We start from the raw sequence: 19,888 nt of genomic DNA, 5'->3' as shown, positions 1-19,888 counted from the left end.
CGTTGGCCAGTCTATCCCTTTTTCCCCAGCAGGTCTGTGATCGCGTCCATGAGCAGCCCGCCGATATCGGTGCCGTAGGCCGCATCGATTTCGCGCACGCAGGTGGGGCTGGTGACATTGATCTCGGTGAGGTAATCACCGATCACGTCCAGGCCCACGAACAGCAGTCCCCTTTCCTTAAGGCTGGGAGCCACCTGCTCTACGATCCAGCGGTCGCGGTCGGTCAGCGGTCGTGCTTCCCCCCGTCCGCCTGCGGCGAGGTTGCCGCGGGTCTCGCCGGCTTCCGGGATCCGGGCGAGGCAGTAGGGTACCGCCTCGCCATTGACCACCAGGATGCGTTTGTCGCCGTCCTTGATTTCGGGGATGTAGCGCTGCCCCATAATCTGGCGGCGGCCGTTATCGGTTAGTGTTTCCAGTATCGCGCCCAGGTTGCTGCCGTCCGGCTTGCAGTGAAAGATACCGGTACCGCCCATGCCGTCGAGCGGTTTGAAAATAACGTCCCGGTGGCTGGCATGGAAATCCCGCAGGCGCTGGATATTGCGGCTGACGATCAGGGGCGGGCAGCACTGGGGAAAGCTGGTGGCAAAAATCTTTTCATTGCAATCGCGCAGGGACTGGGGCCGGTTGACCACCAGGCAGCCCTCACGCGCGGCACCCTCCAGGATGTAAGTAGAGTAGAGGAATTCATTATCGAAGGGCGGGTCGACCCGCATCAGCAGGGTGTCGAGGTCGCCCAGCGGCATGTCCTGTACATCGCCGAGTGTGAACCAGTTCCCGGGGTCGTCGAACACTTCCAGGGGGCGCCCGCGTCCCATGGGCCGGCCGTCCTCCAGGTAGAGGTCGCCCTGTTCGAAATACCAGAGCCGGAAGCCGCTGCGCTGTGCTGCCAAAAGCAGGGCCAGGGTGGTGTCTTTCTTGAACTGGATTTTGGCGATGGGGTCCATCACCACGCCGAGGGTCTGGCTCATAGGTAGGGGGTTCCGTTGCTGGTCGTCTTTGCCCGTGGCTAAAGTAAGGTCTGATCAATGGGGAGGCAACCGTTTCGGGCGACAATATACGCGAAAGTGCTCTGGGGTGGGGTGACGATAAATTGTGCATGCCGTCGAACAGGATTGGGACCGGTGGATTGTGCGATAGTTCTATGTTAAAAGTTCCCCTTGGCGTGCGACCCCGGCGAGTGCCCTGGAAAAGTGGCGCGGGGCGCCCAGACCCTGCTAGTGGTTCAAAGAAACGGCGCGGCAGCAAATAAGAACGGTTACCAGTGCCGAAAATAAATATTCAGGGGATACAACAACACTATGGAGCTGAACTGGGAAAGCCTGACGGTAATGGTGATCGACGACAGCAAGACGATCCGCCGCACCGCAGAAACTCTACTGCAAAAAGCGGGTTGTACCGTCGTCACGGCCACCGATGGCTTCGATGCATTGGCAAAAATTGCCGATTCCCGCCCCGATATCATCTTTGTCGATATCATGATGCCGCGCCTCGACGGCTACCAGACCTGCGCACTGATCAAAAACAACAGCGAATTCCGCGCAACCCCGGTAGTAATGCTCTCCAGTAAGGATGGCCTGTTCGATCGGGCAAAAGGGCGTGTTGTCGGCTGTGATCAATATTTAACCAAGCCGTTCAGCAAGAGTGAGCTGATGGGGGCGATTTCCGCTCACGCGAAGCCCCATCATGCGGCATAGGGCTGGTTGCGGATTGTGACTTTGCGCTCCCAGGTAGCGTAAGATAGGCGGCTTGTCCGCTGTCCGGCGGGGCCCGATCACGGTTCCAGCCGGGATAAAAAAGCAACAATAAAAAACTTAACAGGGTGTGCGGGTACCGGTTTCCGGTTTCCAGCCCGCCCAGCAAGACCAAAACAGTCACGCAGGCACTAGGCACTTTGGGGAATAAGTGGCCTGTGTGGCCAGAGAATGTCACGGGGAAGAAATGGCTAAGGTATTGATTGTTGACGACTCTCCGACAGAGACGCACAAGCTGACTACCATTCTGGAAAAGAACGGGCACTCGGTGCTTACCGCCACCAGTGGCGAAACCGGTGTGGATGTGGCACGCGAGCAGCGTCCGGATGTCATCCTGATGGACATCGTTATGCCGGGCCTCAATGGTTTCCAGGCTACGCGCCAGCTCAGCAAGGACAACCACACTACCGGTATCCCGATCATCATGGTCACTACCAAGGACCAGGATACCGATCGCGTCTGGGGCATGCGCCAGGGTGCGCGCGCCTACCTGACCAAGCCGGTGGCTGAGAGCAAGCTGTTGGGTGTGATCGAGGAGGTGTTGGCTTAAGCCAGCGGCAATCCGGTGCAGTCTGAACAGTCCCCCTATCTCGCGCTGGTTGATATTGCCAACCGCGCCAAGGCGCAGGCCGCAGGCCTGCCTGGCCGCCAGGAAGTAAAACCCTATTGGAGTGGTATTGGCTTTTCCCTGTTGGGGCATCGCTTTGTCGCTCCCATGGATGAAGTGGTGGAGCTGCTGGAAGTGCCGCCGCATACCTTTATCCCTGGTGTCCAGCCGTGGGTGCGGGGGGTGGCCAATGTCCGCGGGCGGTTGCTGCCCCTGTTCGACCTGGCAATGTTTTTCGGCGGTAGCCTGAGCAGTGGCCGCCACCAGCGCCGGGTGCTGGTGGTGGAGCATGAAAAGGTTTATGCCGGGCTGATCGTCGATGAGCTGCACGGTATGCAGCACCTGGCCCTGGAATATGCCCGCCGTGCGCCGGGAGATTTGCTGGAGCCTTTCGCACCCATGATCAGCGGGCAGTTCCTGCGGCAGCAGGATCGTTGGCTCGTGTTCGATATGCTCGCCTTGATCAATGATTATCAGTTTATGGATGCCGCGGCTCACTGAGTACGCGGCATTCCTGTTTGTCCCGCGGGGGATGAACGCACAACAGGTGTCGCCGGCAGGCTGGTATTGTGTATTGCCGGGGCATCTATCGATCTTCGGTTCAACAGTGGTGAAAATAAGACGGCCTCAACAATAAACGGGGCCCGCCAGGAGTAAACTATGAAAACAGGCTCCCAGAGTTCCTTTTCCGCGCTACGCCGCAACCCGGCCGCGCTGTTCTTGGGTCTACTGGTGCTCGCCGCATTGGCGGGCCTGATCGTCAGTATCTTCCTGGTGCAGTCCCGGGGAGACCAGGACAAGCAATACCTCCAGCAGGTTGCCGAGCTGCGGGCCCTGGCCTACCAGGTGGTGACATACGCCCCCGCTGCCACCGCCGGTGACGAGCAGGCATTTGTCGAGCTGGAGAGTGTTATCGACGACATGACCAGTACCTGGAACCAGCTGCAGGGGGCCGATGAGTCCACCCGCGAGGTGCTGCGGAGTGAGCTGGCTGAGTATGGTGAGATCTGGCGCCAGGTGAGGGCCCAGGCGGACACCATCATTGACAACCGCGACACCATTATCTTCCTGAATGACGTTGCCAGTACCCTGAACGACTCGCTGCCGGAACTGCAGGCAGAGCACAACAACATTGTGGAAATCCTGCTGGCCAACAACGCCCCCGCGAACCAGGTGGAGCAGGCCCAGCTGCAGGTCTGGCGCGCCGAGCGTATCGGCCGGAACATCGACAAGATGCTGCAGGGTGGTGAGGATGCCGAGTCTGCTGCCGACCAGTTCAATACCGATGCCAGCCTGTTTGGTAAGGTGGTAGAGGGCATGAAAGGCGGTGACGTGGTGATGGGAATCTCCCGCGTAACCGACGAGGAGGCCCGCGAGTCGCTGGACGAAATCACCGAACTGTTTGAATTTGTGAGCTCCTCTGTACGGGAGATCTTCGAGGCCACCCCGGCACTGTTCGCGGCTCGCCAGGCGGCAGACGGTATCCTCGCCTCTTCCCCGCAGCTGCTCGAGTCCCTCAACACCCTTAACGACCGTATCGTTAACCTTTCCGCAGAGCGCCAGCCGAATAACCAGACCATCGCTATTCTTGCCGGTGTGTTCGTGCTGCTGATCTTCGGCATGATGGTTACCGCCTTCTCCGGCACCCGTCGCAGCCTGCGTGAAGAGTCCGAGACCAACGAGCGTAACCAGCAGGCCATTATGCAGCTGCTGGATGAGCTCGCCGACCTGGCCGATGGTGACCTTACCACCAGTGCCACGGTAACCGAGGCCTTTACCGGTGCGATTGCCGACTCCATCAACTACACGATTGACCAGCTGCGCGTACTGGTATCGCGAATCAACGGTACCGCCCAGGAAGTATCCGGCCTGTCCGAGGAGACGCAGCAGACTGCCCTCCACCTTGCGGAGGCCTCTGAGCACCAGGCCCAGGAAATTGCCGGTGCCTCTGCGGCCGTTAACGAAATGGCGGTAACGATTGACCAGGTATCCGCCAACGCCGCCGAGTCTGCCCAGGTAGCCGAGCGCTCGGTACAGATCGCCAGCAATGGTGCCAAGGTGGTACAGAACACCATCAAGGGCATGGACAATATCCGTGAGCAGATCCAGGACACCTCCAAGCGGATCAAGCGCCTGGGTGAATCCTCCCAGGAAATTGGCGATATCGTGAGCCTGATTAACGACATTGCCGACCAGACCAACATCCTCGCACTTAACGCCGCGATCCAGGCCTCTATGGCCGGCGACGCGGGTCGGGGCTTCGCGGTGGTAGCGGACGAAGTACAGCGTCTCGCCGAGCGCTCCGCCGGCGCCACCAAGCAGATTGAAGGCCTGGTAAAGGCGATTCAGTCCGACACCAACGAGGCGGTGACCTCGATGGAGCAGACCACCACCGAGGTGGTGCGCGGTGCGCGCCTGGCCCAGGACGCCGGTGTTGCCCTGGAGGAAATTGAGGGCGTATCCACCAACCTGGCGGCCCTGATCCAGAACATTTCCAACGCGGCACGACAGCAGGCCTCCTCTGCCGGCCATATCTCCAACACGATGAACGTGATTCAGGAGATTACCTCGCAGACTTCCGCGGGTACCCAGGCGACAGCCCAGTCCATTGGTAACCTGGCCAAAACCGCTACCGCCCTGCGTGAGTCCGTTGCCGGCTTCAAGCTGCCCGCCGAGGATACCGGTGTGGAGACCGGTGACGACCTCTACGATGTCGATCTGCCGGATGTGGGCGAGGATGATTTCCCGATGCTCGACGGCGAGGAAGACGACGCGACTGCCCGCGAGGATCGCGCCCTGGCCTGAAGCCCGGACGGGTAGCCCGTGCGCAAGCCGCGGGTACCCGGCGAAATACAGAATTATTGAGGACTTGGCGTGAGTCACGACAATCCGAATTTCCAGGCCCTTGACTGGCTGACCGGAGAGATCAACGAGACGCTGGCCCAGGCACGTCACGCCCTGGAGAGCTATGCGGCCGACAGCACGGAGCCCTCGCTCCTGCAGAATTGTCTCGAGCTGATCCACCAGGTCCACGGCAGCCTGCATATGGCAGAGCTGACCGGCGCTGCCATGCTGGCCGAGGAAATGGAACAGCTGATCCAGGCACTGGCGTCTGACGAGGTGGAGAACAGCGAGGAGACACGCGAATTCCTGATGCGTGCCCTGCTGGAGCTGCCGCTGTATCTGGACAAGGTCGCCTACCAGCGCCGCGATAATGCGGTGCTGTTACTCCCCCTGCTCAATGACCTGCGCGCGGTCCGCCGCGAGCGCCTGATTACCGAGGGCGGACTCTTTTCGCCCGAGCTGTCAGCGCTCGAGCGTGCCGCCGGTGCCCGCCAACCCCTGCTCTCAGACAAGGCCCGGCTGCAGGAGTTGGTGACCAAGTTACGCAAGATGTATCACGTTGCGGCGGCCGGTTTGATCCGGGACGTCAACAGTGGCGATAACCTGGCCTACCTGCAGAAAGTCACTGACAAAATGCTGCTGCTCTACAGCGGCAGTGTGCGCCAGCCACTCTGGCAGATCCTCGAGGGCCTGCTGGAGGCCATCGGTGAACACCGTATCACCGTGCAGCCGGCATTGCGCCAGCTGCTGCGGCGGATTGATGTGGAATTCCGCCTGTTGCAGGGCCGTGGCGGCCAGGTGCTGGATGCGCCCCTGGACCGCGGCCTGGTCCGCAACCTCCTGTTTTACGTCTACATGGCCGGGCCAAACGGCCCGCGCTGCCAGCAGCTGTACGACACTTTTGCCCTCGATCGGGCGGTGCCGGGAACACCACGGCCCGATACTGGCGAGGCGCTTGCCATGGGCCCCGAGGCCATGGGCACCGCCGTGGCCGCCCTGCGCGAAGAGTTGCAGAGTGTGCGCGAGGCTCTGGACCCCACCGTCGCTGCAGCCGAAACGGTTTCCCTCGCTGACACCGCTACGATCGCCCAGCGTATCGCCGATACCCTGGGGGTCCTGGGGCTGGAAAATCATCGCATACGCGCCCGGGGTATCTACGAAAGCCTGCGCGATGCGTCGCGCAGCGGGGATCCACAGGAACTCCTGTTGCAGGCCGCGGGTGAAGTGGTACAGCTGGATTCGGCACTGGCTGCGACAGTCAGCCGCCAGCACCAGGAGCATGCGGAACAGCCCCTGATGGGCGACGCCACCGACTCGGTACTGAGGGAGGCGCGCGCGGGCCTTGAGTCAGTAAAGGAATCGGTAGTCGAGTACATCGCCAGTCACTGGGATGTGCGGCACCTGGACAGGGTCCCGGAACGGCTGCAGGAAGTAGGCGGTGGTCTGGAGATGGTGGGTTACCGCCGCGCAGCGGACATTGTCTCTGCCTGCACCCGCTATATTTCCGAGCGCCTGATCGAGGCAGCCGAGCAGCCTGAATGGAAGCTGCTGGATACCCTGGCAGATGCCATTACCAGCGTCGAGTACTACCTCGAGCGGCGCGCGGACGGCATCGAGGATGCCGATATGCTGCTGGCCCTGGCGGAGGACAGCGTCACCGCCCTGGGCTTCCAGGTTAAGGGTGACAGTGCCGACGCAAGCGTATCGGAACTGCAGGACGACGCAGGGGTTGCCGCGGAAGCTGTGCCGGCGGTGGAAGAGCCCACCGCTCCTACAGCGGATTACTATGCGGACGAATCCCTCAGCGGGGACGCAGGTGCTGCGACAGAAATCCCGGTCGCGGAGGCAGGGCCGCCCTCGCCAGAGGAAGCGACAGAATTCCCGGCTGCCGATTTGCAGCAAGGCTCGGCTGAAGCGGAACCCCCGGCCGAGACCGCCGCATCCGCCTCGTTTGTCGATGACGACGATGAGAGCCTGATCGACGACGAAATCCTCGAGATTTTCCTGGAAGAGGCCGCCGAGGTCCTGGAAACAATCGGCGAGTACTTCCCCCGCTGGGCTGAAGATTTCAGCGACCACGATGCCCTGATCGAGTTTCGCCGGGGCTTCCACACCCTCAAGGGTTCTGGCCGCATGGTCGAGGCGCTGGATATCGGCGAACTGGCCTGGTCGGTTGAGAACATGCTCAACCGCGTGATCGATGAGACGGTCAAGCCGCAGCGTGGCCATGTCCACCTGATAGAGCATGTCTGCGCCAAGCTGCCATCGATGATCGAGGGCTTTCGCCTGCAGACCGGCGATCCGGAGCCCGAGCGTACCAGCCAGCTGCAGGAGTGGGCCGACCAGTTGTCCCGCGGCGAAGTCCCCGCAGGCCTGTCCGCCCCCGAAAAAGGTGCTGCGGTCCCGCAGGAGGACCAGCCTGCCGCAGAGCCCGTGCCTCCGGCGCCCGAGGATTCCGATTTTGATGACAATGCGCAGTTGTGGGAGATTTTTGCCCAGGAGACCGAGACGCATCTAGCCACCCTGGATGAGTACCTTGCTGCAATGCGCGAGGCCGCGCCGGTCTACGATGTGCCCTCGGATCCACTTCACCGCGCCCTTCACACCATGAAGGGGTCTGCCCATATGGCGGAAGTCACCCCGGTGGCAGAGCTGGTCGCGCCGCTGGAGCGATTCGTGAAAGAGCTGCGCACTTACCAGGTGCGTATCGACGAGGACATTTACGAGCTGCTCGCGGATGGCGCCAGTTACGTGCGCATCGTGCTCGAGCAGATACGCGGCCAACAGCCGATCCACATCGAGAAGGCTGAACAGTTCCTCGCCCGCACCGAAGAGCTGCAGGAACGCTCCGTCGGTCACCTGATCCGCGAGCGCGAAGCGAGCGAACCGCGGGAGGTCGATCCGCACCTGCTGGCGGTCATTATGGCCGATGGCATGAAGGTCCTGCTGGATGCGGACGAGGTGCTGAACGCATGGCGGCGGACCCCGGAGGATACCGCGCAGCTGAAACCTGTGGCGGAAGAGTTGGAAGTGCTGGGTGAGGCCGCACGCCGTGCGCAGCTGCCAACCCTGGCAGAGCTGTCCCAGTTACTGCTGGAAGTTTACGTGCGCATCCTCGACGGACGGCTGGAGGGCGAACCGGCCCTGTGGTCGACGCTCGACCAGGGCCACAGCGAATTGCTCGACCTGGTGGATGCGGTGGCCGCGGCCCAGGACCTGCCGGACGTCAGCGATGCGGTGGGCGAGGCCCTGCGCTCACTGGCGCACGGTGAGAGCGTCAGCGAGGATGACGACTTTGACTGGGCTGAGCTTGGAATCGACCGGGCCGACCTGCCGTTAACCGGTGACAGCGAAACGGAAGCTGAACCGGCGGCCGGCAGTGATGATGCCGCAGGCAGCTCGGCCGGAAGCGACTGGGCCGGTCTGGGTATCGATAGCGGCGACCTGCCGACAACCCGGGGCGGTGAGCAGGAGTACGACCTGGCCGGGCAGGATGACTTCAGTGACCTGGGGCTCGACCCGGAACTCCTGGGCGAGTCCGGCAACGGGGACAAACCTGCTACAGCCGGTGAGGAGCAGCCTGCTGCGCCGGTTGTGGAGCCGTCCAGCACGGCGGCACCAGCCACTGGCAGTGACCAAACCGCGCACCTGAATGCCCTCCTGGCTGACATCGACCCGGATGTGGTGGATGTATTCATGGAGGAGGCCGGTGACCTGGTCGATGAACTGGAAGAGTTGATCCAGGGCTGGGAGGCCGATCCCGCGGACTACAGTCGTGCGGAAGCACTCAAACGCGTACTGCATACGTTCAAGGGCGGCGCACGCATGGCTGGCCTGATGGGGCTGGGTGAAGTGGCCCACCGTTTCGAAACCGTAATTGAGGCTATGCCTCCCCGCGAGCACCCAACCGGCGGTTTCTTCACCGATGCCCATGGCATCTATGATCGCATCGCTGCCGGTGTTGAGACCGTGCGCGCGTGGATGGGCGGTGATTCCCTGGAAGAGTTTGCCCTCCTGCTCGAAACTGCCTGGGCCGACAGCCAGGTGGCCGATCTGCCGCAGGTGGCGGAGATCATCGAGGAAGACGGGGTAAGCCCGGTCGAAGCCGGCCAGCCGGAAGGCGATAGCCAGGCTGCCGACGACGACGGAGCGGTTGAACCGGAGCAGGAAAAGGACGAGCAGCAGGTGCCGGCATTGCTGGGTGCTGTGGAAGTGGGTCCGGCCCCGGCCACTACGGTCGAGTCGGCTGCCAATGTGCTGCCGTTTGTACGTAAGAAAGACAGCCTGAAGGACAGCGACCAGCGCTCCGGAAACCGCGGGCAGCCGCAGGAAATGGTGCGGGTCGCGGCGGAGCTACTTGAGGAACTGGTGAACCTGGCGGGGGAAACCTCAATCTCCCGCAGCCGCCTTGAGGAGCAGGTGAGTGAGTTCGGTTTTGCGCTGGACGAGATGGATTCGACCATCACGCGCCTGAACGAACAGCTGCGCCGCCTGGATATGGAAACCGAGGCGCAGATCCTGTTCCGCCAGGAGCAGCTCGCCGAGCAGGATGACAACTTCGACCCGCTGGAAATGGACCGCTACTCATCCATCCAGCAGCTGTCGCGCTCTCTGCTGGAGTCCACCTCGGACTTGCTGGAGTTGCGCAACACCCTGGGCAACAAGGCCCGTGATACCGAAACGCTGTTGCTGCAGCAGTCCCGTGTAAACACCGAGTTGCAGGAAGGCCTCATGCGCAGCCGCATGGTGCCTTTCTCTCGCCTGGTGCCGCGCCTGCGCCGTATCGTACGGCAGGTCAGCGCTGAGCTGGGCAAGCAGGTCGACCTGGTCTTCTCCAACGTAGAGGGGGAGCTGGACCGTTCCATGCTCGAGCGTATGGTGGCACCGCTGGAGCATATGCTCCGCAATGCGGTGGACCACGGGATTGAGTCGCCGGAATTGCGCGCGGAATCTGGCAAGCCCGAGCGCGGTCGGATCACTGTCGCACTGGAGCGCGAGGGCAGTGAGGTGGTGCTCACCATCAGCGATGATGGTGCCGGTATCAACCTGATGAAAGTGCGTGAGAAGGCGATCGAGCGCGGCCTGATGCGTGCCGATGCGGAGCTTTCGAACAACGAGATCCTGCAATTCATTCTCAAGGCGGGCTTCAGCACCGCCGACCAGGTGACGCAGATTTCCGGTCGCGGCGTGGGTATGGATGTGGTGTCCGCCGAGATCAAGCAGATCGGTGGCGCCGTGCATATTGAGTCGCAATACGGCACCGGAACCAGCTTCACTGTGCGTCTGCCCTTTACCGTGTCGGTCAACCGGGCACTGATGGTGAGTGTGGGGGATGATGTTTTCGCCCTGCCGCTTAATACCATTGAGGGTATCGTGCGCCTCAGCCCCTACGAGCTGGAGCACTACTACAAATCCCCGGATGCCCGTTTCGAGTATGCCGGTGAACCCTACCAGGTGAATTACTTCGGTACCCTGTTGCAATCCGAGGCGCGGCCCAAGCTGGGACTCGATGAATCCCAGCTGCCAGTGTTGCTGGTGCGCTCCGAAGGGCATGCAATGGCATTGCAGGTGGATGCCGTGCTGGGCAGTCGCGAGATCGTGGTAAAAAGCCTGGGGCCCCAGTTCGCCGCGGTGCAGGGGGTCTCCGGGGCCACTGTAACCGGTGACGGTACCGTGGTAGTGATTCTTGATGCCCACGCGCTGTTGCGCCAGCAGGCCGCCCTGCTGGCACGTCCCCCGGAGCCGACCCTGGCGCTGGCGCCGCGGGTGAGGCAGGAAGCGGAACAGGCACAACAGCGGGTCATGGTGGTGGATGACTCGGTTACCGTGCGCAAGGTCACCACGCGCTTCCTGGAGCGTGAGGGTTACCTGGTGAATACCGCCAAGGACGGTCAGGACGCCGTGATCCAGCTGCAGGATATCCAGCCCGATGTCATCCTGCTGGACATCGAGATGCCGCGGATGGATGGTTTTGAGGTGGCGCGCCATATTCGCGGTAACAGCCTCCTGCGCGACATCCCCATCATTATGATCACATCGCGGACCGGCCAGAAGCACCGTGAGCATGCGCTCTCCCTGGGGGTAAACCACTACCTGGGCAAGCCCTACCAGGAAGAGGTGCTGCTGGAGGCAATCCGCGAGTACACCGCAGAGACGGCCGGCCAGTGACGGGGACAGAGACGATCGTGAGAGAGGTGGGTGTATGAGTGGAACAGAAGCGCTCTCGCTGGAGACGCCCCAGGAGGTCAGCAGCCTGTTGCTGCCCCTGGCGGATGGCCAGCTGCTGGTGCCGGTGGATATCCTGTCCGAGGTAATTGCCCTGCAGGCGCCGGTATCGGCTTACGACGCGCCGGACTGGTACCTGGGCGAGATCAACTGGCGTGAGCAGCGGTTGCCAGTGCTGTCTTTCGAGGTAATGCGCGGCCAGTCACTGTCATCCATGGACGACAGCGGTCGCATTGCCGTGCTGGCCACCGGTAACCCCGCCGGGCGCCTGCCGTTTTTCGCCATGGTGCTGCGCGGCACGCCGCGTCTGGTACGGGTTACGCCAGACCAGTTGATGGGGCGGGACCGTCCCTGCGCCATGGGTGAGTTGATGCATGTTTCCCTGGCTGGCGAAGAAGCGGTGATCCCGGACTTTACTGCCCTCGAGCGCGCCTGCCTCGAGTACCGGAGCCGTAACTAGCCTTACTCCTCACCGGTACCATCCAATAAAAACGGGGCCAGCTGGCCCCGTTTTTTATTGGCAGGATAGAGCCCCTGATCGGGGCTGCGACTGCGATTCCGGCCCGATCAGAACAGTTCCTCGGGCAGGGACTCCTCTTCTTCTTCATTGTCACCGGCACTGTTACCGGAAGAGGGGTAGCCGGGCCGGTAGGAACTGTAGGACTCGTGTCCGGGCACGCGGTTCTCACGGAAGACCTCGAACATGCCGCCACGGGAGGTGCGCAGTCCGGTGCGCGGGTTGATGCGCACAGTAACGATATTGTCCGGCTGTGGCAGGTGGCGTTCCGGCAGGCCCTCGAGAGCGGTTGACATGAAGTCGATCCAGATTGGCAGGGCGGCGGAGCCACCGTACTCGTTCTTGCCGAGTTCAGTATTGGAGTCGAAGCCCACCCAGGCGCTGGTGGCCAGGTGCGGGCTGTAGCCGGAGAACCAGGCGTCGCGCGGGCCGTTGGTGGTACCTGTCTTGCCGGCAATATCGCCGCGCTTCATGGAGAGTGCCTTGCGGCCGGTGCCGCGCTTGACCACGTCCTTGAGCATGGAGTCGATGATAAACGCCGTTTCCTCGGTCATGGCGCGCGGGGCGCGCGGCAGAGCCTGGGCGGTGGGATCGGCATTGAGCGGATTAACCTGCAGCGTGCGCAGCTCGATCGGCTCCTCCTCCGGTAGCACCTCTTCGTCCTGCGCCTCGGCCAGGTCGATGGGCTCCGCCGCCAGTCCTCCTTCCCCCGGTTCTTCGGCCAGGTCCCCGGGCTCGTCGCAATCGCGACAGACTGTCAGCGGCAGTGCCTGGTAAATGGTTTCACCATTGACGTCCATCACCCGGTCGACCAGGTAGGGCTCTACCCGGAAGCCGCCGTTGGCAAAGGCCGCGTAGCCGCGCACCATCTCCAGCGGCGTGAGCGCCGAGCTGCCCAGGGCGATGGTGAGGTTGCGGGCCAGCTTGCTGCGCTCGAAGCCGAAGTTCTCGGCGAAATCCAGGGCATAGTCGATGCCGAGCGCCTGCAGGAGGCGGATCGACACCATGTTGCGGGACCGGTACAGGGCCTTGCGCAGGCGGGTGGGGCCGAGGAAGGTGCCGGTATCGTTCTCGGGACGCCAGACATCCTGCAGGTTGGTCTCCTCGAAGATGATTGGCGCGTCATTAATCATGCTGGCGGCGGTGTAGCCCTTCTCCAGAGCCGCTGCGTAGATGAATGGCTTGAAACTGGAGCCCGGCTGCCGCGCTGCCTGGGTGGCACGGTTGAAGTGGCTCTGGCGGAAGTCGTAACCACCAACCAGCGCGCGGATGGCGCCATCCTCCGGGGCAAGCGAGACCAGGGTGCCCTGGGCCGCAGGTACCTGGGCGAGGTGCCACTCGACACGTACCTCCGGCTCCTCCAGCACTGCCGCCGGCTCGCCGGGATCCGCAAAGGGATCGGCTACCGGCTGGCGGTCATCGGCATCAGTAAGCTCCTCGGTCGCGTCGACGGCTACCGCCTCCTGGTCCCGGGGGTCGATTTCCACGCGACGCAGCCGGATCACGTCTCCCGGTGCGAACATCTCCTCTGCCGATTCAATGCGGGCGCCGCGGGCATTTTCGGAAATGTAGGGCCGGATGCTGCTCAGGCCATTTTCCCAGAGCACCTCTACCACACTGCGATCGCGCAGCTGTACCTGCAGGCGCTTGGGTTCTACGGCGGTGACCACTGCCGGCTCCAGCCCGCCGAGGACCGGAATTTCATTGAGCAGGTCGACCATCTGGTCGTTGTCATCCAGTAGCTCTTTCTCCAGGCGCTGCTCGGGGCCCCGGTACCCGTGCCGGCTGTCATAGGACTCGAGGCCTTTCTGCAGCGCGTCCTGGGCCGCCTCCTGCAGGCGGCTGTTGACGGTAGTGATGACCTGGTAGCCCTCGGTGTAGGCGCTGTCCCCGAACAGGTCGACGGCCTCCTTGCGGGCCATCTCGGCAATATAGGGGGCGTGCAGGTCGAGGTCGCGGCCGTGATAGCGGGCGGATACGGGCGCGGTGATGGAGTTCTTGTATTCCGCCTGGCTGATATAGCCCAGGTCGAGCATCCGCTTCAGGATCCAGTTGCGGCGCACCAGCGCCCGGGTTGGATTGGCAATCGGGTTGTAGGTCGACGGTGCCTTGGGCAGGCCGGCCATCATCGCCCACTGCGCCAGGCTCAGGTCACTGATCTCACGACCATAGTAAACCTGTGCTGCGGCCTGGAAGCCGTAGGCACGGTTGCCGAGGAAAATCTTGTTGATATAGAGCGTGAGGATCTGGTCTTTGCTCAGCTCGCGCTCGATCTGCAGTGAGAGCAGGATTTCATTGAACTTGCGCAGGAAGCGCTGCTCCCGGCTGAGGAAGAAATTGCGGGCGACCTGCATGGTCAGGGTGCTGCCACCGGACTGAATGGAGCCCGTTTGCAGGATTTGTGAGGCAGCTCTCATTAGGCCTTTAATGGAAACGCCCTTATGGGAGTAGAATCCCGCATCCTCTGCCGCCAGCACCGCCTTGATAAACATCTCCGGGGTTTGCTCGATCGTTATCGGAGTTCGGCGCTTTTCGCCGAACTCTCCGATCAACTTCATATCCTGGGAGTAAACGCGCAGGGGAGTCTGCAGGCGAATATCGCGCAGGCTCTCAATCGAGGGCAGCCCGGGCTTCAGGTAGATATAAATGCTGGAAAACGCCATGCTGGCGGCAGCGACCCCGGCAAGGGCGAGCCAGAGCAACGATAGCAGACGGTTGCGGGCTTTTTCGGTCATGAAAGTACTTCTGTTCAGTCTGTTCAGGTCTTAACCGGGTCAGATTAACAATTATACGAAGATTGTGCGCTATTACCTATGAAAATGCTGGTTGCAGCTTTAATTTAAAGTGCTATAACATCAAACCCTCATAACCCACGGAAAAGATAAGAAAAATGGGGATGCTCCCTTTTCTCAATAAAGGTCCCAGAGCCATGCTGGGCCTCGATATTAGCTCGACCGCGGTAAAGTTGCTGGAGCTGAGTCGCAACGGCAGCAAATACCGGGTCGAATGCTATGCAGTCGAGCCGCTGCCGCCCAATGCCGTTGTGGATAAGAATATCAACGATATCGAGGCAACGGCGGAAGCAATCCGCAAAGTTGTGCGTCGCTCCAAGACCCGCCTGCGCCGCGCCGCGGTTGCCGTGTCGGGCTCGGCAGTGATTACCAAGACCCTGGAAATGGCCTCCGACCTCAATGACGACGCACTGGAAGCGCAGATCGCCCTGGAGGCGGACCAGTATATCCCCTACCCGCTGGATGAGGTGAACCTGGATTTTGAAGTGCAGGGTCCTTCCAGTCGCGGTGAGGGCCAGGTAGAGGTCCTGCTGGCGGCCTGTCGCAGCGAGAATATCGACCAGCGGGTCACCTCCCTGGCGGGGGCCGACCTGCAGGCAGCCGTGGTGGACGTAGAGGCCTACGCAATCGAGCGCGCCTATACCCTGCTGGAGCGCCAGTTCCCGCCGCAGGAGCAACTGGTGGTGGCGGTCGTGGATATCGGCGCCACCATGAGTGCGCTGTCGGTACTTGTTGATGGTAAGACTGTATACACGCGCGAGCAGCTGTTCGGCGGCCGCCAGCTTACCGATGAGATTCAGCGCCGCTACGGCCTGTCCGCGGAAGAGGCAGGGCTGGCCAAGCGCCAGGGCGGCAGCGGCCTGCCCGATGACTATTACCCGGAGGTGCTGGAGCCGTTCCGGGACGCGGTGATCCAGCAGGTGACCCGCTCCCTGCAGTTTTTCTATTCCTCTACGTCATACAGTGACGTGGATTACATCCTGCTCGCCGGTGGCGTGGGGGCGATGGACGGGCTGGCCGACCTGGTCAGTGAGAAGCTGGGCAAGCCCACGGTCGTGGCCAATCCTTTTCACGATATGGCAGTGGCCTCGCGGGTTAACCGCCAGGCGCTGGCGAGCGAGGCCCCCTCACTGATGATTGCAGCCGGCCTGGCAATGCGCGAACGGGAGTTCTAACCATGGCAAATATCAACCTGTTGCCCTGGCGCCAGGAATACCGCGAGCAGAAACAGAAAGAATTCTCCCAGGTGCTGGTGGCAGTAGTCCTGGCTGCCGGTGTGGCGTCCTTCCTGTGGATGAAGGCTGTCGATGGACAGATCGACAACCAGAACGAGCGCAACCAGATACTGCAGGCCGAGATCAACGTGCTGAACAAGCAGGTCCGCGAAATCAAGGACCTGAAAAAGCGACGCCAGGAATTGATCGACCGCATGCGGGTTATCCAGGAGTTACAGGGTAATCGCCCGCTGTCAGTGCGTTATTTCGATGAGATGGTCCGCGCTACGCCAGAGGGGCTGTGGCTGGACAGCCTCAAGCGCAGTGGCAAAACCATCCAGGTCGCCGGCGTGGCCGAGTCCAACAACCGGGTGTCCTCTTTTATGCGCAACCTGGACGGCTCGGACTGGTATCAATCGCCCAACCTGACGGGGGTCACCGCCCGTCCCGAATTTGGCGAGCAGGCCAGCGCTTTCCAGCTGACCGTGGACGTGACCGGGCGCAAAAAAGACGGCGAAGAGTCGGAAGAAGAACAGAACGCGCAAGCGGGTAAATAAAGGAACCGGTTCATGGCATTGGAGGATACGCTCAAACAGCTCAACGAGCTCGATATCAGTGATATCGATTTTTCCCGCGTGGGTGTCTGGCCAGTGGCTGGTCGCGTGGCACTGCTCACTCTTGTGTCGGCCCTGATCGTCGGGTTGGCTTACTACTTCCTTATCAGTGACCGCTACCAGCAGCTGGAGTTCGCGCAGAAAAAAGAAAAAGAGCTGTTTGTCGAGTTTGAGAAGAAATCATTTGAGGCCGCCAACCTGGACGCCTATCGGGAGCAGTTGGCCGAGATGGAGGAGACCTTTGGCGCATTGCTGCAGCAGCTACCCAAGGATACCGAGGTTCCTGGCCTGCTGGAGGATATCGACGAATTTGGCCGCGGCAGTGGCCTCACCATCCAGAAAATTGCGCTGGAGCAGGAGCAGGTGGGCGAATTCTATGTCGAGCTGCCGATCCGCATTGAGGTGCAGGGTGGCTACCACGAGTTTGGCGCCTTTGTGAGTGGTATCGCCGGGATGCCGCGGATCGTGACATTGCACGATTTCACCATTCAAACCAGCAAGGATGGTGGTGCCCTGCTCAATATGGCCATCAATGCAAAGACCTACCGCTACAAAGAGCAGGAGGGTGAAGGATGAGCAGGCATTGGATCCCATTGCTGGGCCTGATGGTCCTCTCCGGTTGCAGCCTGGATGGCGGGCACAGTGATCTGCGGCAGAAAATGACCGAGATCAAGCACAAGCCCAAGGGCCAGATTGAGCCCATCCCGACGTTTACCCCTTACAGCCCATATGTCTACAGTGCCGCGGCTGAGCGCAGCCCCTTCGCGCGCCCGGTACTGGAGTCAGACCAGCGCCTGGTGGGCCGGCGGCTCGATGTGGCCCCGGACTCGGATCGCCAGAAAGAGTTGCTCGAGCAGTTCAACTTCGACGCGCTGTCAATGGTCGGTACGCTTGCCCGTGGCGGGCAGTTGTGGGCACTGATCGACGACGGTGATGGGGGGATTCACCGGATCACCGTGGGTAATTATGTCGGCAAGAACCACGGCAAGGTGGTCAATGCCTCGAAATCACAAGTGGATGTACTGGAGATCGTGCCCGATGGCACCGGGGGCTGGATTGAACGGCCCCGCGCTCTGACTTTGGAAGAGAAGGACAACAACTAATGAACAACAAGCAGCTCGCCAAGGTTTTGGCTCCATTCAAGGCGCTGTTGCTGGGACTGGCGCTGTTTCCTCTTGCGCTTCATGCTCAGACGAACCAGTTGACTGACATCCAGTTCTCGGAACTGCCGGGCAGCCGCTTACAGCTGCGTCTATCGTTTTCGGACACCCCACCCGAACCCACAGGCTACACCATTGAGGAACCCGCGCGAATCGTGATGGATTTCGCCGGGGTCGAGAGTGTCCTGCCACAGAAGAAATACTCCCTCGGTGTGGGGGCGGCACGCAGTGCCGTGGTGGTTTCCAGTGATGACCGGACCCGCCTGATCGTCAATCTCGATGAGCTGCCGGTGTATACCAGCGAACGCCAGGGCAACCAGGTGGTGATGGAAATCGGCGCCGACTCCGCTGCCACCGCCAGCGCGACTTCGGCGCCGGCTGCCGCTGCGAGCACAGGCTCCAGTGGTGCCATTGACCTGGGTGGCCAGCAGCGTTTCCGGGCGGCTTCCAATGTGGCGATCAACAATGTGGATTTCCGTCGCGGTGAAAGCGGCGAGGGCAAGGTGATCGTCAGTCTCAGCGACCCTGCGGTCAATATTGATGTGGAGCGTACCCGGGGCAAGATCTACCTGACGTTCCTGGGTGCCGACCTGCCGGACTCCCTGCGCCAGCGACTGGATGTCACTGACTTCGCTACGCCGGTCAATGCAATTACCGTGGATTACGATGGCCGCAATACAGTCATAACCGTGGATCCCAATGAATCTGACTACGACTACCTGGCTTACCAGGCGGACAACGAGTATGTGCTGAGCGTGAAGCCGCTGACGGTGGCCCAGCAGCGTGAGAAAGCCCAGGAGTTCCAGTTCAGCGGGGAGAAGCTGTCGCTGAACTTCCAGGATATCGAGGTGCGGTCGGTATTGCAGCTGATCGCGGACTTCACCGACCTGAACCTGGTGGCCAGTGATACCGTGTCGGGCCGCATTACGCTGCGCCTGGACGGCGTGCCCTGGGACCAGGCGCTGGAGCTGATCCTGCGCGCCAAGGGCCTGGACAAGCGCCAGGAGGGCAATGTGATCATGGTGGCGCCGGCGGCAGAGATCGCCGAGCGCGAGCGCCAGGAGCTGGAAACCCGCAGGCAGTTGCAGGAGCTGGCCCCGTTGCGGACCGAGTACATCCAGGTGCGTTACGCGGATGCGAAAGAGCTCTTCAACCTGTTTCGAGGTGAGCGGCGTGGAGGCCAGGCCGGCCTGGGGGAGGGCAACTTTGCCGGGGGTAGCGACGATGAAAATGAGCGCAGCATTCTCTCGGCACGCGGCAGCGCGATCGTCGATGAGCGTACCAACACTATCATCCTGACTGATACCGAGGAGAAAATTGCCCAGTTCCGCCAGCTGATTGAGGCCATCGATGTGCCCATCCGCCAGGTGATGATCGAGGCGCGAATCGTCAACGCAAACACTGACTTTATGCGTGAGTTTGGCGTGCGCTGGGATTACACCGAGGATCACGATATTAGTGACGACACGATTGGCATCGGATCCGGTCGCCAGGCCTCGGGAATTCGTGACGGTGACGGTTCCGGCCCGGACATCAGTGCGCCACAAGCAGCATTCAGCCCGGTTATTTCCGACCTGAGCGTGGCCAACCCGGCGGGCAGCATTGCCTACGCCATCCTGAAGGAAGATTTCTTCCTGGGGCTGGAGCTGTCTGCCCTCGAGGATGTGGGTAAGGCGGAGATCGTCTCCCAGCCCAAGGTGGTGACCGGTGACAAGCAGCAGGCCAGCATCCAGTCCGGTGTGGAAATCCCCTACCTGGAAGCGACCTCTTCCGGTGCCGCTTCAGTAACTTTCCGCGAGGCGGTACTGGAACTGAACGTGACACCGCAGATTACGCCGGACAACAATATCATCATGGACCTGACCATCGACCAGAACAGTGTCGGCGAGCTGTTCACCGATATTGTCAGCGGCAGCCAGATCCCCGCCATCAATATCAACTCACTGCAGACCAAGGTGCTGGTGCGCAACGGAGAGACCATCGTCCTGGGTGGCATCTTCGAGAGTCAGACGATCGAGGGGGAAACCAAAATCCCGCTACTTGGCGATATTCCCTACCTCGGCCACCTGTTCAAGACGACTTCACGGAACGAGGACAAGCGTGAGCTGCTGATGTTTATCACTCCGCGCATCATGGAAGACGATCTCTTCTTCACGAAGTAAAT

General features: G+C 61.4%; 13 protein-coding genes. 11 read left to right on the top strand and 2 right to left on the bottom strand.

The window, feature by feature from the left end:
* Positions 1–11: 11 nt before the first annotated feature.
* Complete coding sequence (gshB, locus tag ACH6CX_RS11840; protein WP_237064140.1) at positions 12–968, bottom strand: glutathione synthase; 957 nt, start codon at positions 966–968, stop codon at positions 12–14.
* 330 nt (positions 969–1,298) lie between these two features.
* Between gshB and pilG the strand changes: the two genes are divergently transcribed.
* From pilG to ACH6CX_RS11810, 6 genes are all read left to right on the top strand, one after another.
* On the top strand, positions 1,299–1,694 hold the full coding sequence (gene pilG, locus ACH6CX_RS11835; protein WP_091515145.1) for a twitching motility response regulator PilG: 396 nt from the start codon (positions 1,299–1,301) through the stop codon (positions 1,692–1,694).
* A 244-nt stretch (positions 1,695–1,938) separates the two neighbouring features.
* On the top strand, positions 1,939–2,301 hold the full coding sequence (gene pilH / locus ACH6CX_RS11830) for a twitching motility response regulator PilH (protein ID WP_232940661.1): 363 nt from the start codon (positions 1,939–1,941) through the stop codon (positions 2,299–2,301).
* 15 nt (positions 2,302–2,316) lie between these two features.
* On the top strand, positions 2,317–2,859 hold the full coding sequence (locus ACH6CX_RS11825; protein WP_232940662.1) for a chemotaxis protein CheW: 543 nt from the start codon (positions 2,317–2,319) through the stop codon (positions 2,857–2,859).
* 159 nt (positions 2,860–3,018) lie between these two features.
* Positions 3,019–5,163, top strand: a complete 2,145-nt coding sequence (locus ACH6CX_RS11820; protein WP_232940663.1) for a methyl-accepting chemotaxis protein — start codon at positions 3,019–3,021, stop codon at positions 5,161–5,163.
* A gap of 69 nt (positions 5,164–5,232) precedes the next feature.
* Complete coding sequence (locus ACH6CX_RS11815; protein ID WP_334079154.1) at positions 5,233–11,370, top strand: Hpt domain-containing protein; 6,138 nt, start codon at positions 5,233–5,235, stop codon at positions 11,368–11,370.
* A 34-nt stretch (positions 11,371–11,404) separates the two neighbouring features.
* Positions 11,405–11,887, top strand: a complete 483-nt coding sequence (locus tag ACH6CX_RS11810) for a chemotaxis protein CheW (RefSeq protein ID WP_232940665.1) — start codon at positions 11,405–11,407, stop codon at positions 11,885–11,887.
* Between the two features lie 107 nt (positions 11,888–11,994).
* On the opposite strand, the gene ACH6CX_RS11805 is transcribed toward ACH6CX_RS11810, so the two are convergent.
* Positions 11,995–14,679 carry a penicillin-binding protein 1A gene (locus ACH6CX_RS11805; RefSeq protein WP_334079153.1) on the bottom strand — a complete coding sequence of 895 codons (2,685 nt, stop codon included), beginning with the start codon at positions 14,677–14,679 and terminating at the stop codon, positions 11,995–11,997.
* A gap of 155 nt (positions 14,680–14,834) precedes the next feature.
* On the opposite strand from ACH6CX_RS11805, the gene ACH6CX_RS11800 reads away from it, so the two are divergent.
* The 5 genes from ACH6CX_RS11800 to pilQ are packed head-to-tail and all read left to right on the top strand — an operon-like array spanning position 14,835 to position 19,886.
* A complete protein-coding gene (locus ACH6CX_RS11800; protein ID WP_232940667.1) occupies positions 14,835–15,911 on the top strand; it encodes a pilus assembly protein PilM in 1,077 nt (358 codons plus the stop codon).
* Positions 15,912–15,913: 2 nt separating this feature from the next.
* Positions 15,914–16,507: a PilN domain-containing protein gene (locus ACH6CX_RS11795; RefSeq protein ID WP_232940668.1), complete on the top strand. Its 594-nt coding sequence runs from the start codon at positions 15,914–15,916 to the stop codon at positions 16,505–16,507.
* A gap of 12 nt (positions 16,508–16,519) precedes the next feature.
* Positions 16,520–17,140, top strand: coding sequence for a type 4a pilus biogenesis protein PilO (locus ACH6CX_RS11790; protein WP_232940669.1), 621 nt, complete (start codon positions 16,520–16,522; stop codon positions 17,138–17,140).
* Positions 17,137–17,667 carry a pilus assembly protein PilP gene (locus ACH6CX_RS11785; RefSeq protein WP_232940670.1) on the top strand — a complete coding sequence of 177 codons (531 nt, stop codon included), beginning with the start codon at positions 17,137–17,139 and terminating at the stop codon, positions 17,665–17,667. Before ACH6CX_RS11790 ends, ACH6CX_RS11785 begins: the two co-directional genes overlap by 4 nt.
* Positions 17,667–19,886, top strand: coding sequence for a type IV pilus secretin PilQ (gene pilQ / locus ACH6CX_RS11780; protein ID WP_396675455.1), 2,220 nt, complete (start codon positions 17,667–17,669; stop codon positions 19,884–19,886). Before ACH6CX_RS11785 ends, pilQ begins: the two co-directional genes overlap by 1 nt.
* Positions 19,887–19,888 lie beyond the last annotated feature (2 nt).

The organism is Microbulbifer sp. JSM ZJ756, assembly GCF_044383805.1.
In the GTDB taxonomy this organism is placed as follows: domain Bacteria; phylum Pseudomonadota; class Gammaproteobacteria; order Pseudomonadales; family Cellvibrionaceae; genus Microbulbifer; species Microbulbifer zhoushanensis.
Note: the sequence above shows the minus strand (reverse complement) of the source record. Positions and strands in the feature narration are given on the sequence as shown.

Bases quoted from the DNA above. Each gene is read 5' to 3' on its own strand.
- gshB (WP_237064140.1), bottom strand. From the start codon at position 968: ATGAGCCAGACCCTCGGCGTGGTGATGGACCCCATCGCCAAAATCCAG.
- pilG (WP_091515145.1), top strand. From the start codon at position 1,299: ATGGAGCTGAACTGGGAAAGCCTGACGGTAATGGTGATCGACGACAGC.
- pilH (WP_232940661.1), top strand. From the start codon at position 1,939: ATGGCTAAGGTATTGATTGTTGACGACTCTCCGACAGAGACGCACAAG.
- ACH6CX_RS11820 (WP_232940663.1), top strand. From the start codon at position 3,019: ATGAAAACAGGCTCCCAGAGTTCCTTTTCCGCGCTACGCCGCAACCCG.
- ACH6CX_RS11810 (WP_232940665.1), top strand. From the start codon at position 11,405: ATGAGTGGAACAGAAGCGCTCTCGCTGGAGACGCCCCAGGAGGTCAGC.
- ACH6CX_RS11805 (WP_334079153.1), bottom strand. From the start codon at position 14,679: ATGACCGAAAAAGCCCGCAACCGTCTGCTATCGTTGCTCTGGCTCGCC.
- ACH6CX_RS11800 (WP_232940667.1), top strand. From the start codon at position 14,835: ATGGGGATGCTCCCTTTTCTCAATAAAGGTCCCAGAGCCATGCTGGGC.
- ACH6CX_RS11795 (WP_232940668.1), top strand. From the start codon at position 15,914: ATGGCAAATATCAACCTGTTGCCCTGGCGCCAGGAATACCGCGAGCAG.
- ACH6CX_RS11790 (WP_232940669.1), top strand. From the start codon at position 16,520: ATGGCATTGGAGGATACGCTCAAACAGCTCAACGAGCTCGATATCAGT.
- ACH6CX_RS11785 (WP_232940670.1), top strand. From the start codon at position 17,137: ATGAGCAGGCATTGGATCCCATTGCTGGGCCTGATGGTCCTCTCCGGT.
- pilQ (WP_396675455.1), top strand. From the start codon at position 17,667: ATGAACAACAAGCAGCTCGCCAAGGTTTTGGCTCCATTCAAGGCGCTG.